Source organism: Pseudomonas sp. LRF_L74, from assembly GCF_965644255.1.
In the GTDB taxonomy this organism is placed as follows: Bacteria; Pseudomonadota; Gammaproteobacteria; order Pseudomonadales; family Pseudomonadaceae; genus Aquipseudomonas.
This window is the reverse complement of the sequence record NZ_CBFFRH010000008.1, coordinates 99,953-114,946: the sequence shown is the minus strand read 5'-3', so window position 1 is coordinate 114,946 and position 14,994 is coordinate 99,953. Positions and strand designations below refer to the sequence as shown.

General features: G+C 63.1%; 15 protein-coding genes and 1 riboswitch. Of the genes, 11 read left to right on the top strand and 4 right to left on the bottom strand.

Annotation, left to right across the window (positions count from 1 at the left end):
• The first annotated feature begins 43 nt into the window (after window positions 1–43).
• Window positions 44–382, top strand: coding sequence for a tryptophan synthase subunit beta (locus ACSZPK_RS20300; RefSeq protein WP_437883337.1), 339 nt, complete (start codon window positions 44–46; stop codon window positions 380–382).
• A 67-nt stretch (window positions 383–449) separates the two neighbouring features.
• On the opposite strand, the gene ACSZPK_RS20295 is transcribed toward ACSZPK_RS20300, so the two are convergent.
• The 3 genes from ACSZPK_RS20295 to ACSZPK_RS20285 all read right to left on the bottom strand — a co-directional run bounded on the left by ACSZPK_RS20295 (window position 450) and on the right by ACSZPK_RS20285 (window position 3,581).
• Window positions 450–2,378, bottom strand: a complete 1,929-nt coding sequence (locus tag ACSZPK_RS20295; RefSeq protein ID WP_437883336.1) for an EAL domain-containing protein — start codon at window positions 2,376–2,378, stop codon at window positions 450–452.
• An 11-nt stretch (window positions 2,379–2,389) separates the two neighbouring features.
• Window positions 2,390–3,070, bottom strand: a complete 681-nt coding sequence (gene lapG / locus ACSZPK_RS20290; RefSeq protein WP_437883335.1) for a cysteine protease LapG — start codon at window positions 3,068–3,070, stop codon at window positions 2,390–2,392.
• 88 nt (window positions 3,071–3,158) lie between these two features.
• Complete coding sequence (locus ACSZPK_RS20285; protein ID WP_437883334.1) at window positions 3,159–3,581, bottom strand: hypothetical protein; 423 nt, start codon at window positions 3,579–3,581, stop codon at window positions 3,159–3,161.
• A 444-nt stretch (window positions 3,582–4,025) separates the two neighbouring features.
• Window positions 4,026–4,136: riboswitch (guanidine-I (ykkC/yxkD leader) on the top strand.
• 69 nt (window positions 4,137–4,205) lie between these two features.
• On the opposite strand from ACSZPK_RS20285, the gene ACSZPK_RS20280 reads away from it, so the two are divergent.
• From ACSZPK_RS20280 to uca, 6 genes are all read left to right on the top strand, one after another.
• Window positions 4,206–5,273 carry a putative urea ABC transporter substrate-binding protein gene (locus ACSZPK_RS20280; RefSeq protein WP_437883333.1) on the top strand — a complete coding sequence of 356 codons (1,068 nt, stop codon included), beginning with the start codon at window positions 4,206–4,208 and terminating at the stop codon, window positions 5,271–5,273.
• Window positions 5,274–5,370: 97 nt separating this feature from the next.
• Window positions 5,371–6,186 (top strand): ABC transporter permease, encoded by an 816-nt coding sequence (locus ACSZPK_RS20275; RefSeq protein WP_437883332.1) that lies wholly within the window; start codon window positions 5,371–5,373, stop codon window positions 6,184–6,186.
• Window positions 6,183–6,992, top strand: coding sequence for an ABC transporter ATP-binding protein (locus tag ACSZPK_RS20270; RefSeq protein ID WP_437883331.1), 810 nt, complete (start codon window positions 6,183–6,185; stop codon window positions 6,990–6,992). Before ACSZPK_RS20275 ends, ACSZPK_RS20270 begins: the two co-directional genes overlap by 4 nt.
• The gene (locus ACSZPK_RS20265) at window positions 6,989–7,717 is read left to right on the top strand and encodes an urea amidolyase associated protein UAAP1 (RefSeq protein ID WP_437883330.1); all 729 of its coding nucleotides are present in this window, start codon (window positions 6,989–6,991) and stop codon (window positions 7,715–7,717) included. Before ACSZPK_RS20270 ends, ACSZPK_RS20265 begins: the two co-directional genes overlap by 4 nt.
• Window positions 7,718–7,849: 132 nt before the next feature.
• A complete protein-coding gene (locus ACSZPK_RS20260; protein WP_437883329.1) occupies window positions 7,850–8,485 on the top strand; it encodes an urea amidolyase associated protein UAAP2 in 636 nt (211 codons plus the stop codon).
• A gap of 242 nt (window positions 8,486–8,727) precedes the next feature.
• On the top strand, window positions 8,728–12,288 hold the full coding sequence (uca, locus tag ACSZPK_RS20255) for an urea carboxylase (protein ID WP_437883328.1): 3,561 nt from the start codon (window positions 8,728–8,730) through the stop codon (window positions 12,286–12,288).
• Window positions 12,289–12,304: 16 nt separating this feature from the next.
• On the opposite strand, the gene ACSZPK_RS20250 is transcribed toward uca, so the two are convergent.
• Window positions 12,305–12,526 (bottom strand): VF530 family DNA-binding protein, encoded by a 222-nt coding sequence (locus ACSZPK_RS20250; protein WP_437883327.1) that lies wholly within the window; start codon window positions 12,524–12,526, stop codon window positions 12,305–12,307.
• Between the two features lie 177 nt (window positions 12,527–12,703).
• On the opposite strand from ACSZPK_RS20250, the gene ACSZPK_RS20245 reads away from it, so the two are divergent.
• The 4 genes from ACSZPK_RS20245 to ACSZPK_RS20230 all read left to right on the top strand — a co-directional run bounded on the left by ACSZPK_RS20245 (window position 12,704) and on the right by ACSZPK_RS20230 (window position 14,930).
• Window positions 12,704–12,967: an OprD family outer membrane porin gene (locus ACSZPK_RS20245; protein ID WP_437883454.1), complete on the top strand. Its 264-nt coding sequence runs from the start codon at window positions 12,704–12,706 to the stop codon at window positions 12,965–12,967.
• A 72-nt stretch (window positions 12,968–13,039) separates the two neighbouring features.
• On the top strand, window positions 13,040–14,107 hold the full coding sequence (locus ACSZPK_RS20240) for an LLM class flavin-dependent oxidoreductase (RefSeq protein ID WP_437883326.1): 1,068 nt from the start codon (window positions 13,040–13,042) through the stop codon (window positions 14,105–14,107).
• Window positions 14,104–14,634: a flavin reductase family protein gene (locus tag ACSZPK_RS20235; protein ID WP_437883325.1), complete on the top strand. Its 531-nt coding sequence runs from the start codon at window positions 14,104–14,106 to the stop codon at window positions 14,632–14,634. Before ACSZPK_RS20240 ends, ACSZPK_RS20235 begins: the two co-directional genes overlap by 4 nt.
• Window positions 14,631–14,930, top strand: a complete 300-nt coding sequence (locus ACSZPK_RS20230; protein ID WP_437883324.1) for an EthD family reductase — start codon at window positions 14,631–14,633, stop codon at window positions 14,928–14,930. The genes ACSZPK_RS20235 and ACSZPK_RS20230 overlap by 4 nt, the downstream gene beginning before the upstream one ends.
• Window positions 14,931–14,994 lie beyond the last annotated feature (64 nt).

The following is a 14,994-nucleotide window of genomic DNA, read 5'->3' as shown; positions in this document are numbered from 1 at the left end:
TGCAATCCGGGCGCAGTTCATTCACCGTAACGAGGGTTACGCAATGCTGTACATCCAACGAGATGACCAAGGCCAGTTGCTGCGCGTGGAAGCGGCCGAGTTCGAGGGCATGAACGGCACCCTGGCCGCCGATGACCAGGAGGCGCTGGCCTGGTACTCGAACCAGAACGTCGAGAACGGCCTGATGCAGCTCAAGCAGAGCGACCTGGAAATGATCCGGGTCATCGACGACCTGATCACCGTATTGATGGCCAAGGGCATCATCCGCATCACCGACCTGCCAGCGGCGGCCCAGGCCAAGCTGCTCAACCGCACACAGGCGCGGGAAGCACTGGGCGGCCTGAACCGGCTGATCAATATCGAAGAGCGTGGAGTGATCTGATTTAGCGGCAAGCTAGGGGCTGTTGCCGTTTCAGCGCGGTAGCGCCGAAACGGCAACAGCCCCTAGCTCACTGCCACGGCTCCGGGCTACCGAACAGTTGCCCTTTCACACCTTGAATACCCAGGGCCTGCAACACCTCCAGCTCACCCTGGGTTTCCACCCGCTCGGCGATCAACGGCACATCGATGCTATTGGCCGCACGCTGCATGGCCTCGATGAACAGGCGCTTGTCGTTTTCCTGGTCGATGGCGCGGATATGGCTGCCATCGACCTTGATGTAGGCCAGACCAAGCCGGGCAAGGTTGCCGATCATGCTGAAACGCCCACCGAAATGCTGCAAAGCCATGCTGAAGCCCAGGCCTTTGAGGCGTGAGGCCAGGACCTGCAGGTCGTCGGCGCCTGGCAACTGATTTTCTTCCAGTTCAAGAACCAGGCGCGGGCCGAACTCAGGGAACTGGCGCAACTTGTCGTAAAGCGCGGCCAGGGCCTGTGAATCGCGCAGGGTGCTGCCGGAAAGGCTCAAGGCAACTTGGCCGGGAAACGTGGCAAGGCGCTGCAACACGCTATCAAGCATGCTCAGGTCCAGCCGGGCGGCCCAGCCAAAACGCTCGACCCAGGGCAGGAAGCGCCCGGCCGGAAGCAAATGCCCTTGCTCGTCCAGCAGCCGCGCCAGGACCTTGTGATGCAGTACCCGCTGCGGCTGGCTGGCATCGACCACGGGCTGGATGTACAACTGCAGGCGCCCTTCGCTCAAGGCCCCATCGAGCAAGCGATGCCAGGTCTGTCGCTCGTCGACCGTCAGCGGTGCGCCACTCGGTTCGTGGAACGCCCAGTTACGGTCACTCTGGAGCAGTGCCTGCGCCAGCGCCTGATCAAGGGCCTGGTACAACAAGCCAACCTCATTACCCGGCGTGAAAACCGTGAGGCCGATATGAGCGACCGGCAGGTGTTCGACCAGTCCGGTCTGCTGCAACGTGGCCAAGGCCTGGTCGAGCGCGGTGGCCAGTTGTTCGGCCTCATCGCGGGCGATGCCGAACACCAGCATGGCGAACTCGCCGCCACGGTTGCGCGCCAGCAGATGCTGGCGGTCAAAACGCTTCAGTTGCTCGGCCACCGCCAGGAGAATGCGATCGGTATGCTGCCCTCCGAAGCGCTGGTTCAAACCGGCCAGGTCGTTGACCCGGATCAACAGGAAATAGCCACTGCTGGCATTTTCACCACTCAGCCGGGCCTGCAATTGCAGGTCGAAATAGCGACGATTGAACAGCCCGGTCAGGCTGTCGTAATAGGCCTCCTCGCGCAGTTTCTCGCTACGGGCCGCCTCTTCGGCGAACAGTGCCTTGAGCTTTTCCACCATCTGGTTCATCGCGTTGACCACACGCCGGAACTCCGGCGTGCGCGGCATCTTCGGCACACTGAGGAACTCCCGGCGGGAGATGGCCGTGGCCTGCTCCACCAGATAATCCAACGGGCGCAACTGGCGCTTGATCAGCAGTACGCCCAGGCAAATGCACAACACACTGCTGAGGGCCAGCCAGAGCAGCATGCCCAGGGCGCTCTGCCAGAGACGGCCAATGGCGAACAACGGATGACTCACTACCTCGACCCGCGCGGCCTGGCGCCAGCCATCACTGACAATGGCATCGCCGCTGGCCGGCTCCAGGTCGACCAGGCGAGCGAACCAGTCCGGCGCGATGGGGCTGACCGGGGCGCCGCTACGTTCAGCCAGGACCTTGTCGCTCTCCAGGTCGATCACCCGGATGCTCTGGAAATAACCGCTGTCGAAGATCGAGCTGATCATCAGTTCGACCGTCGCCACGTCCCCCACATGCGGGCTCAACGACAGGCCCAGGGCCGTTGCCGCATCCTGGGCATGGGCCCGCAACTGCGCGACCTGCTGACCGCGTGAGCTCTCCAGGCTGACCAGGAAGCTGCCGGAGAAATTGACCAGCATCAGCACGCAGATGGCGATCAATAGCTGCTTGAACAGTGACATGAACGATCTCCCTACAGATCGAAGCCTTCGGCTCGCATTTTTTGTAGCAGGTCCTGCCAGCGCGACAGGCGCTTGCTGTCGCCGACCTGCTTGTTACCACCGCTGCCTGGCAACCAGAGGCCTTCGGCATTGAAGGCATAGACCGGCATCAGGTCGGTACGCTCGCTGGCGGGCTCGATGGTATCGATCAGGTTATCCAGGACCAACGGCACCGCCGACGGGCTGGGGTAATAGGTCAGCACCATGTGCGCCTGGTTCAGGCGCAGGGCCTTGACGTAAGTGATGCGCAGCTTCTCGCTGGGTATGCCCAGTTCGCGCAGGCTGAAGTACTTGGCGATGGCGTAGTCCTCGCAATCGCCAGCGCCCTTGATCAACGCCTCGACCGGTGTCGCCCAGTAATCCTGGACTCGCCAGACCTGCAGGTCATCGCGAAAACGCACCCGCAGGTTGAAGAAACGGTTCACGGCCTGCAGCTGCTCGGCTTGCGCCCTGTCCTTCTGCTCCGTGAGCATCCGCTGCCAGTCGTTGATTCGCCCCCGGCCCTCGCCCAGTGGGCCGTAGAGCTTCTGCGCATTGGCGGCGATACGGGTGAAATCCCAATCGGCTTGCAGCAATCCGGCCACCAGCAGGCATCCCGACAGCGCGAAAGCAGCCAGGATTCTGCAGGCAGTGGATTGTAACGGGTTGGCCAAGGCCGGCTCCGCACCGATGAAGGAGAGGCATGGTGCGGAGCATAGCGGGAAAAGGCAATCCCGGAGTCAGCACGACCCCGGGGCACGATCAGCGTGGCAGGCGCCAGCCATTGGAAGGGCTTGGCGGGCGCCGGTCATGATCACCTGGCCTGCCGGGCCTGTCGAAGTCCGGCCGTGGGGGCGGCGGCGGACGCCGGAAACCCGCACCGGGCGGGGGCGGCGGCATCGGCGGCCGGAAGCCATCGAAACGGCGACGATCATCACGCGGTCCCGGATAGTAGTTACGTGGCGGCGGAGGGGGCGGTGGCGCGTAATAGCGGGGCTGGCTGTAGTAGCGGGGCTGCCCGTAGTAGTAGCGCGGCGCCGGGTAGGTGTCGTAACGCTCCACGTAAACGCCAGTGGTCACCGGAGCCTGGTAATAACGGTCATAGGCATAGGGATTGTCGTCGTAGGTCGCACAGCCTCCCAAGGTAAGGGCCAGTAACGCGAACAGCACGGATCGGGTTGTCATGGGCGGCCTCCTTCGACCGCGGCGCAGGCGGATGCCTGTGCAACTGCCTAACTAGGACAGACGGCCCTGAGCGAAGTGCTCGACCGCTCATCGTCAGTTGTATCGGCGCATTTCACGAGCCCCTGCAACGGCGCACCAAAATATGCCGCGCGCACCATAAATGGGCCGCCGAGCCCGAGCATTCTGCCATGACCCCCGCCAACTCAGACCGTGTGAAAGCGTAGCGAGAGAAGGTCAGGCAAGGGCTAGGCGCCCCCGCAAAACGGCGAAAAAGCGCAGTTTACGAGCTGTAAATGAGCATGTTGAGCCGTTTTTTAACGCCGCATGGCCGAGCGCAGTAGTTTTCACACAGTCTGAACGACGGGGGCAGCCCTAGCTGGCACGATGTTCGCTTTGTACCCCACATGCAGAAGCAGCCCCGCAAGGGCCGCGGCACGACAATTTGCAATGGCTGACTAGGGTTCCGGCTTGTCGCTCTCATGAGAGCACGAGTGACTGGTCCGAGAGTTGGCGACCTCGATCGGGGTTACACGGCGGGACAAAAGCCCGGGAGAACGCGCCACCTGATGATTCAGGCAGTGCCGCGATGCTCCTGCCCGTATTCCCCGACCTGGAGGTTCTTCCATGCGCAAAGCCCTGCTCTCCTCGCTGATCACCGCGGGTCTCGCCGCCGTTCTCGCCCTTCCCGCCCACGCCGAGAAGAAAGACCACTTCGACGTCTGCTGGACCATCTATGCCGGCTGGATGCCCTGGGAATACGGCGCCGCCGAAGGCATCGTCGACAAATGGGCGAAGAAGTACGGTATCGAGATCAAGGTCACCCAGCTCAACGACTACGTCGAGTCGATCAACCAGTACACCGCCGGCCAGTTCGACGGTTGCAGCATGACCAACATGGACGCCCTGACCATTCCCGCCGCTGGCGGCGTGGACAGCACGGCACTGATCGTCGGCGACTTCTCCAACGGCAACGACGGCATCGTGCTCAAGGGTGAAGGCAAGACCCTGGGCGATCTCAAGGGCATGGACGTCAATCTGGTGGAGCTGTCGGTTTCCCACTACCTGCTCGCCCGCGGCTTGGAAAGCGTGGGCCTCAGTGAGAAGGACCTGAAGGTGGTCAACACCTCCGACGCCGATATGGTCGCCGCCTTCGCCACCGCCGACGTCAACGCCGTGGCCACCTGGAACCCGCTGCTGGCCGAGATCGAAGCCACGCCCAAGGTCACCAAGGTATTCGATTCCAGCCAGATTCCGGGTGAGATCATCGACCTGATGGTGGTTAACAGCGACACCCTCAAGGACAACCCCGAACTGGGCAAGGCGTTGACCGGCGCGTGGTACGAAATCATGGCCACCATGAGCGCGCAGACCCCGGCCGGCAAAGCCGCCCGCGAGCACATGGCCAAAGCTTCCGGCACCGACCTGGCCGGCTATGAAGCCCAGCTCGCCGCGACCCGCATGTTCTATTCCGCCCGTGAGGCCGTAGCCTTCGCCACCAGCGCCAAGCTGCCGGAAACCATGAGCAAAGTGGCGGCGTTCTCCTTCGAGCACGGCCTGCTTGGCGAAGGTGCGCAGGCCGCCGACGCAGTGGGCATGAGCTTCGCCAACGGCGTGACCACGGGCGATGAAGGCAACCTCAAGTTGCGCTTCGACCCGAGCTACATGCAGATGGCGGCCGACGGCAAGCTCTGAAGCCCTGGCATCGTAGGGTGGATGACGCTCTTTTCATCCACCGTGAATCCGCTGTGGTGGTAGCGCCATCCACCCTACGCACTGACGAGAATTGCCCATGCGCCTGATCAACCGACACCCGGACCGTGCCGGACGACTCCTGCTCGTCCTGCTGCCCTTCGCCCTGGTGCTGTTCGCCTACTTCACCGGTTCGGCGACACGCCTGGCGGAAAACCCCAATGACAAGCTGCTGCCCAGTGCGGCGCAGATGGTCGATGCGGTGCAGCGCCTGGCCTTCACCGAGGACAAGCGCAGTGGCGGCTATCCGTTCTGGCAGGACACCGCATCGAGCCTGAGCCGCCTCGGCATGGGCATCGGCATCGCGGCGGCCGCGGGCCTATGCCTGGGCATCGCGGCCGGCATCCTGCCACTGCTACGGGCACCGTTGTCGCCCTTGCTCACGGTGCTGTCGATGGTGCCGCCGCTGGCGATATTGCCGATCCTGTTCATCGTCTTCGGCCTGGGCGAGTTGTCGAAGGTGATGCTGATCGTGATCGGCATCACGCCGATCCTGGCGCGTGATCTGGAGCAGCGTGCGCGTGAGATTCCCCAGGAACTGCTGATCAAGGCCCAGACCCTGGGCGCCAGCACCTGGACGCTGATCCTGCGCGTGGTACTGCCGCAGTTGTTGCCGCGTCTGCTGATCGCCCTGCGCCTGGTGCTGGGCTCGGCCTGGCTGTTCCTGATCGCCGCCGAGGCCATCGCCAGCACCGATGGCCTGGGTTACCGCATCTTTCTCGTGCGGCGCTACATGGCGATGGACGTGATCCTGCCCTACGTGGTGTGGATCACCCTTCTCGCCTGGCTGATGGACCTGGGACTGCGCCAGCTCACCCGGCTGTGCTTCCCCTGGTATGAGGGGGCGAAGGCATGAAGCCGTTCATCGAAGTCAGGAACGTCTGGCAGGCATACGGCGAGCAGACCGTTCTCGAACGCCTGAACCTGTCCATTGCCGAGGGCGAGTTCTGCACCCTGGTCGGCGCCTCCGGTTGTGGCAAGTCGACCTTCCTGCGCCTGCTGCTCGGCCAGGAGCGCCCCAGCAAAGGTCAGATCCTGCTGGACGGCAAACCGCTGGCCGGCGAGCCGGACGCCAGTCGCGGCGTGGTGTTCCAGCGTTACTCGGTGTTCCCGCACCTGAGCGTGCTGGACAACGTTGCCATCGGCCTGGAACTGCCTCGCTCCGCCCTGCTCGGCCGACTGTTCGGCAGCGCCAAGCGCGCCGCCCGCGAGCAGGCCGCCGAACTGTTGCAGAAAGTCGGCCTCGGCCACGCCCTGGCCAAATACGCCAGCCAGCTCTCCGGTGGCATGCAGCAGCGCCTGGCCATCGCCCAGGCGCTGATCATGAAACCGCGTGTGCTGCTGCTCGACGAACCCTTCGGCGCACTCGATCCCGGCATCCGCAAGGACATGCACGCGCTGTTGCTGGAACTGTGGCGCGAGACCGGACTGACCGTGTTCATGGTCACCCACGACCTCAGCGAGGGCTTCAGCCTCGGCACCCGCCTGATGGTGTTCGACAAGCCCCGTATCGACCCGCACGCACCAAACGCCTACGGCGCGCGCATTACCTACGACATCCCCCTCAACGAAGATCGCCGTGCCGCCCGCGCCGCGCTCGAAGCTCTGCCGGCCCACGTTGCCGACAGCCTGCACACTGCCCAACAAGGAGTCCGAGCATGACTGCCTCTCTCGCCCTGCGCCCAACCCTTTACGAGGAAACCGTCCCCGGCGGCGGCCACACCTCCTTCGTCCTCAAGCGTGGCCAGTTGCTGCGCATCACCGACCTCGAAGGCAGCGCCAACGTCAGCCTGCTGCTGTTCAACGCCACCGAGAAAAGCGAGCGCCTCAACCTGCCGGACACCCTCAAGGGCCAGCACACCGCCAAGCTCACCGCCGGCCACTGCCTGTACTCGGACATGGGCAAGGTGCTCGCCGCCATCACCGCCGACACCTGCGGCTGGCACGACAGCTTCGGCGGCGTACTGAATGCCGAGGAGGTCGCCGAGAAATACGGCCAGGGTCGCTATCAGGAACTGCGCAACGGCTTCTTCCGCAACGGCACGGACAACCTGCTGGTGGAAATGGGCAAGTGGAACCTGAACCTGCAGGACCTGCTGATGAACCTCAACCTGTTCAGCCGCGTGGATGTCGACGCTGATGGCACCTTCGGTTTCCAACCCGGCAACAGCAAGGCCGGTGACTACATCGAGCTGTATGCGCCGATGGACACCCTGGTGGTGCTCACCGCCCTGCAGCACCCGATGGACCCCAACCCGCAGTACGCGCCCAAGTCGGTGCACCTCGCCTGGAGCAAGGTCGAGAGTGACGGCATCAGCGTGCTCTGCCGCACCTCGCGCCCGGAGAACGGTCGCGCCTTCCACAACACCGAACGCCAGTACATCTGATTGGGTCCCCGCCTGCGCGGGGATGACGCAGTGACCTGCACAACTACCAACCCCACGCCTGCGCGGGGACGACATTTACCTCGTCACTCCCGCGAAAGCGGGAGCCCAGTAAACGATACCGAGGACATTACGATGAGCCTTACTGCCAGCGACGAGCACGCCGCTTCCGCCAGCTTCCGCCACACCATTGCAGCCGGCGAGCCCTACCTGTTCGAGGTCAAGGCCGGCCAGACCCTGCGCCTGCACGACCTGGAAGGCAACCAGGCGATCGATACCCTGTTCTTCGCCGCGGCCAATCCACGTGAGCGTTTCGATCCGCAACGCACCCTGCGCAAGCAGAACAACGTCTACCTCACTACAGGCACGGTGCTCTACTCCAACCTCGGCAAACCGCTGCTGACCATCGTCGCCGACACTTGCGGCCGCCACGACACCCTCGGCGGCGCCTGCGCCCAGGAAAGCAACACCGTGCGCTACGCCCTGAGCACGCGCTACATGCACAGCTGCCGCGACAACTTCCTGCGGGCCAGCCTGCACGACGGCCGCCTGGAGAAGCGCGACATCGGCGCCAACATCAACTTCTTCATGAACGTACCCGTTACGCCCGAAGGTGGCCTGACCTTCGAGGATGGCATCTCCGCGCCGGGAAAGTACGTCGAACTGCGCGCCGAGACCGACGTGATCGTGCTGATCTCCAACTGCCCACAGTTGAACAACCCCTGCAACGGCTGGAATCCGACGCCGGCGGAGGTGCTGGTATGGGACTGAGCCAACGCCTGCGCCGCTGGTTGCTGCTGCTCTGCCAGAGCCGTTCGGGGCAATGCCTGGAGCAAAAAAACAGGCCGTAGGATGGGTTACGCCTACGATACCCATCGCCCTTGTCGAGGCACCTTGGTGGGTATCGCTTCGCTCAATCCACTCGACGCAATCGCACAGGATTCCAACCACGGACGACCGTGGCGCAGACCGAATACCGGTGGGACGACCCACCTCCTTCGAGGGCACCTCGAATGTTTGAAAAACTGCTGATCGCCAACCGTGGCGCCATCGCTTGCCGCATTCTGCGCACCTTGCGCCAGCTCGACGTAAAAGGCGTCGCCGTCTATTCGGAAGCCGACGTCGCCAGCCTGCACATCCAACAGGCCGACGAGGCCTTCTCGCTGGGTGACGGCCCTGCCGCGCAAACTTACCTGGTGGTCGACAAGATTCTCGCCGCAGCCAAGAGCAGCGGCGCCAAGGCCATCCATCCCGGCTATGGCTTCCTCTCCGAGAACGCCGCCTTCGCCGAGGCCTGCGAAGCCGCCGGCATCGCCTTCGTCGGCCCGACGCCCGAACAGTTGCGCGTATTCGGACTCAAGCACACCGCCCGCGCCCTGGCCAAACAGCATGGCGTGCCGATGCTCGAAGGCACCGGGCTGCTGGAGAACCTAGACGCTGCGCTACTCGCCGGTGAGCAGGTCGGCTACCCGGTGATGCTGAAAAGCACCGCCGGCGGTGGCGGCATCGGCATGCGCGTGTGCCGCTCGGCCGAGGAACTGGGCGACGCCTTCGAAGCGGTCAAACGCCTGGGACAGAACAATTTCAGCGACAGTGGCGTATTCATCGAGAAATACATCCAGCGTGCCCGCCACCTGGAAGTGCAAGTGTTCGGCGACGGTCAGGGTGACGTGATCGCCCTCGGCGTACGCGATTGCTCGGTACAACGGCGCAACCAGAAGGTACTGGAAGAAACCCCGGCGCCTAACCTGCCAACGGGCATGGCCGAGGCGCTGTGCGCCGCCGCGATCAAACTGGCCAAGGCGGTCGACTACCGCAGCGCCGGGACCGTCGAATTCGTCTACGACAGCATCGCGGAGCGCTTCTACTTCCTCGAAGTGAACACCCGCCTGCAAGTCGAGCACGGCGTCACCGAACAGGTATGGGGCGTCGACCTGGTGCGCTGGATGATCGAACTGGCGGCCGGCGATCTGGCGCCGCTCAGCGAACTGGCCGCCGGCTTACAACCCAGCGGTCACGCGATCCAGGCACGCCTTTACGCTGAAGACCCAGGCCGCGATTTCCAGCCCAGCCCCGGCCTGCTGACCGCCGTCGATTTCCCGCCAGCCGATGGCAAGGCACTGCGCATCGATACCTGGGTCGAGGCCGGTTGCGAGATCCCGCCCTACTTCGATCCGATGATCGCCAAGCTGATCGCCTGGCAGCCGACCCGTGACCAGGCCCGCGCAGCGCTCGACAAAGCGCTGGCCGACTCCGTGCTGTACGGCGTGGAATGCAACCGCGACTACCTGCGCCAGATTCTCGCAGACGAGCCCTTCGCCAGCGGTTCGCCCTGGACACGCTGCCTGGAAAACCTCACCTACCAGGCCACTACCTTCGACGTGCTGAGTGCCGGCACCCAGACCACCGTTCAGGATTTCCCCGGACGCCTCGGCTACTGGGCCGTCGGCGTGCCCCCCTCCGGGCCGATGGACAGCCTCGCCCTGCGCCTGGGCAACCGCCTGCTCGGCAATCGGCAAGGCGAAGCGGCCCTGGAAATCACCATGAGCGGCCCGTTACTGCGCTTCAATACCGATGCGGTGGTGGCGGTGACCGGCGCCGAGATTCCAGTGAGCGTCGATGGCGTCGCCCAGCCAATGAACACTGCGCTCCTGGTCGAATCAGGCAGCACCCTGGCCCTCGGCACCATCGCCGGCAGTGGCGCGCGCAGCTACCTGAGCATTCGCGGCGGTATCCAGGTGCCAGACTACCTGGGCAGCAAGAGCACCTTCACCCTCGGCCAGTTCGGTGGCCATGGCGGTCGTGCCCTGCGTGCCGGCGATGTACTGCATATCCCGGCGCTGGCCGACCGCCAGGCCGGTGGCCGACTGGCCGCCGAGCTGTATCCAGCGCTGCCCGCAGTGCGCGAAATCCGCGTGATCTACGGCCCTCACGGCGCACCGGAATACTTCACGCCCGCCTATATCGACACCTTCTTCGCCACCGATTGGGAAGTGCACTTCAACTCCAGCCGCACCGGCGTGCGCCTGATCGGGCCGAAACCGGAGTGGGTGCGCGAGAGCGGCGGCGAGGCTGGCCTGCATCCCTCCAATATCCACGACAACCCCTACGCCATCGGCGCGGTGGACTTCACCGGCGACATGCCGGTGATCCTCGGTCCGGACGGCCCGAGCCTAGGCGGCTTCGTCTGCCCGGTGACCATCATCGAAGCCGACCTGTGGCAGTTGGGTCAGCTCAAGGCCGGCGACAAGGTGCGCTTCCTCGCCGTCAGCCTCGAGGCCGCACGCGAAACCGTTCGCGGCAGCGGCCAGGCGACGATCCTGCAGAATCCCGTCGTGCTGGATATCGGCCAGGACGACAAACGCCTGGTCGCCCGCCTCTCCGGCGACACCCACCTGCTCCTGGAAATCGGCCAGCCGGAACTGGACCTGGTGCTGCGTTTCCGTGGCCACGCACTGATGCAGGCCCTGGAAGCCAAGCAACTGGATGGCGTGATCGATCTCACGCCAGGCATCCGCTCGCTGCAGGTCCACTACCAGCCGGAAACCCTGCCGCTGCAAACCCTGCTCGATATCGTCGCAGGAGAATGGGACGCCGTGTGCATGGCGCAGGACCTCAAGGTGCCGTCGCGCATCGTCCATCTACCGCTGTCCTGGGATGATCCGGCCTGCCAGTTGGCCATCGACAAGTACATGACCACGGTGCGCAAGGACGCGCCCTGGTGCCCGAGCAACCTGGAGTTCATTCGCCGGATCAACGACCTGCCGAATCTCGACGAGGTGTATCGCACGGTGTTCGACGCCAGCTACCTGGTGATGGGCCTGGGTGATGTCTACCTCGGCGCCCCGGTAGCCACGCCGCTCGACCCTCGCCACCGCCTGGTCACCACCAAGTACAACCCGGCGCGCACCTGGACCGCCGAGAACTCGGTAGGCATCGGCGGTGCCTACCTGTGCGTGTACGGCATGGAAGGCCCCGGCGGTTACCAGTTCGTCGGCCGCACCCTGCAAATGTGGAATCGCTACCGCGAAGTGGCGGCGTTCAATGGCAAGCCCTGGTTGCTGCGCTTTTTCGATCAGATTCGCTTCTACCCGGTCAGCGCGGACGAGCTGCTGCGCATCCGTCGCGACTTCCCTCTCGGCCGCTTCGAACTGCGTATCGAAGACAGCCATCTGGCCCTGGCCGACTACCAGCAGTTTCTCGCTGACGAAGCCGATGGCATCGGCGCTTTTCGTCATCGACAACGCAGCGCCTTCGCCGCCGAACGCCAGCGCTGGATCGACTCAGGCCAGGGCCATTTCGAGAGCGACGAAGGTGCCGTCGAAGTGACCGAGGACGCACCGTTGAAGGCGGGCCAGCACAGCGTCGACAGCCATATCGCCGGTAACCTCTGGCAGGTTCAGGTCGAAGAAGGCGCCACGGTCGCGGCTGGCGATGTGCTGGTGATTCTTGAATCGATGAAGATGGAAATCCCGTTGACCGCACCGATAGCCGGCATCGTTCGTGACGTGCGCGTGCAACCGGGCTCGCCGGTCCGCGCCGGCCAGCGGGTGGTGGTCATCGAGGAGGCGTGAAGCGACCCGCGTCAGTTCAGCCCTGCTTTCGCAAGCTGACGTACAGCGCCTCGACCCTCTCCCGCGCCCAGGGCGTCTTGCGCAAGAAGGTGAGGCTGGACTTGATGCTCGGGTCACTCTTGAAGCAGCGAATGTCGATACGCTTGGCCAGGCCATCCCAACCGTAGCGCTCGACCAGTTCGGTGAGCAGCTTCTCCAGGGTGATGCCATGCAGTGGGTTCTTGGCGGTATCGGTCACGGGCAGCCTGCACAGGGAAAATGGTGCGCGATGTTATCCCGCGGTGCGCCAAACCTTAAAGCCGCTTTCGGAAAAACGAATACCTGTCGCGGGCCCACGCTCGCAAGCCCCATAACAAAGCAATAAGCATAGGTATCGCCATGCACGCCAAGCGCCTCGCTCCGGTGATGCTGCTGGCTGCCTCCCGCCGAGTTCATCGACGACGCCAGCGTCACCCGCAATGTCGATTTCAGTCGCGATTCCCGCCACTCGCAGGCCCTCCAGTCCAAGCGTGAAGAATGGGCACAAGGGGTCATATGCAAAGCGCAGTCAGGCTATGTGACTGCCTTGGCCAAAACCAACCATGCCCCCACTCAAGGCGAGCCTGCCGGTGCGCTGGCATCCCTGTGTACGGCACATATCCCTACGAAAGCGAAAGACAGAAAAAATACGGCCAATTAATCTTGAAAACGTCTATTGATAGGAGATAATCTGCTGAAAACGGAAAAACAATAGCCCAGTTGGAGGCGAAAAATGAAGATCAGCCTGTTGCAAGAAGGCGAAACCATACAAGGCGTGAGCGTCGCTCAGCGCTACCAGGAAATGATCGCCGAGGCCTGCCTGGCAGATAAGCTGGGCTTCTACGCGTGGGGCACATCGGAGCAGCACTTCAACCCACCGAAATTCACGGTCTCCGCTCCGGAAGTGCTTTACGCAGCGATTGCGGCACAAACCAAGGACATCAAGCTGCGCACGATGTGCGCGGTGATGCTTCAGTGGAACCACCCGATCCTGGTGGCCGAGCGCACGTCTACATTGGATATCGTGTCCAACGGCCGTGCTGAAATCGCTACCGCGCGCTCGAACAACCTCGTCACTCTCGAAGCATTTGGCGTTGATCCGAGTACCACTCGAGCACAGTGGGAAGATGGCATGGAGGTTCTCATCAAAGCGTTCGCCGACGAGACGCTGCAGCATGAGGGCCCAATCTGGAATATTCCGCCTCGTACCGTGGTTCCGCGTCCACTGCAGACCCCTCATCCGCCGATCTATGTCTCGGCCTCCAGCGTCCAGACACATGGCAACGCAGGCGAGCGGGGTATTGGCGTGCTCAGCTTCGAAAACTATTTCGGTTTCGACTACCTGCAAGAGTGCATCGATGCGTACCGCGCAGGCCTGGCGACCAAGAAGAGCAGTGTTCCTCGTCGCACCGAACAGGCCGGCCTGTACGTTGCGACAGCGTTCTGCGACACCACCCGCGCTCGCGCTGTGGATATCGCCCGTGACGTTACCACCAGCTACTTCAAGTTCATCATCGACCTCTACGCGCCACTGGGCAAAAAAGGCTCTTATGAGTACTTGGATGGCCGCATGTTGCGCTTGCTTGAGCACGAAGGCGACATGGACTTCCTGATCTCGGAAACACCGTCCGTGATGGTTGGCGACCCCGATGACTTCATCAAGCGTATCCGCCAGCTTCAGAAGATGGGCATCGACGAAATCCTGCTGCGCATCGACGGCATCCCACATGAAGACATCATGCGCTCGATCACGCTCATCGGTCGCGAGGTCATGCCGGCAATCAATGGAGGTGGCCAATGAGCCAGTCTCAGGTGAAGACGCCGGCCACTGCCCGCGAAATTGATCTGCAGGTATTCAAGGAAGCCATGGCGGATTACCCAGCCACCGTGACGGTAATCACCACCTGGGACGACGATGGTCGTCCGCTGGGCGCAACGCTTTCGGCTGTATCGTCGCTGTCTGCCTCGCCGCCCATGATGCTCGCCTGTTTCGATCGCAAATCGAAGACGCTGGAGTTCCTGAAAAAAGGGAAACCGTTCCTGATTCACGTGCTGGGCAGGGAGCAGGAGCCGTTGGCCATGCTTTTTGCTGGAAAAGCTGAAGACAAGTTCGGCGGGATCGCATGGAGCAAAGGCGACCTGGGGCTGCCTACTCTTGCCGGGGCCGCCTGCGCCCTGGCCTGCGAAGTGGAAGACATACTCCCCGGCGGTGATCACCTTATCGTGACCGGCAACGTCCGTCATATCGCCCATGATAATCAACAGACGCCACTTCTCTATCACCGGCGCAAGATGTTCTCCGTGCCACAGGCGGAGGCCCAGCCATGAAGACCGTAGTGGTTGTATACGGCGCGCCGGAAAACCCCGTCGAGTTCGAACGCCACTACAGGGACGTGCACGTTCCTCTCGTCAAGAAAATGCCGAATCTGGTCGGCTTCGAAGCCAGCATCAGCCCCAGTACGGATGCTCGGCAATGGCATGCCATTGCGCTCCTCAAGTATGCGAACCAAGCAGCCCTGGACCAGTCGATGGCATCTGCCGAGGGCGTGGCAGCGGTTGAGGACGTAGCCACATTCGCCACTGGCGGTTGCAGCATCTACACCTGCGAATTCGAAAGCTTCTAAGAAAAAACAAAGTGAGGCCTTGCTATGAACCTACCACTGGACCCTCTGAAGCATCTAAACGCTA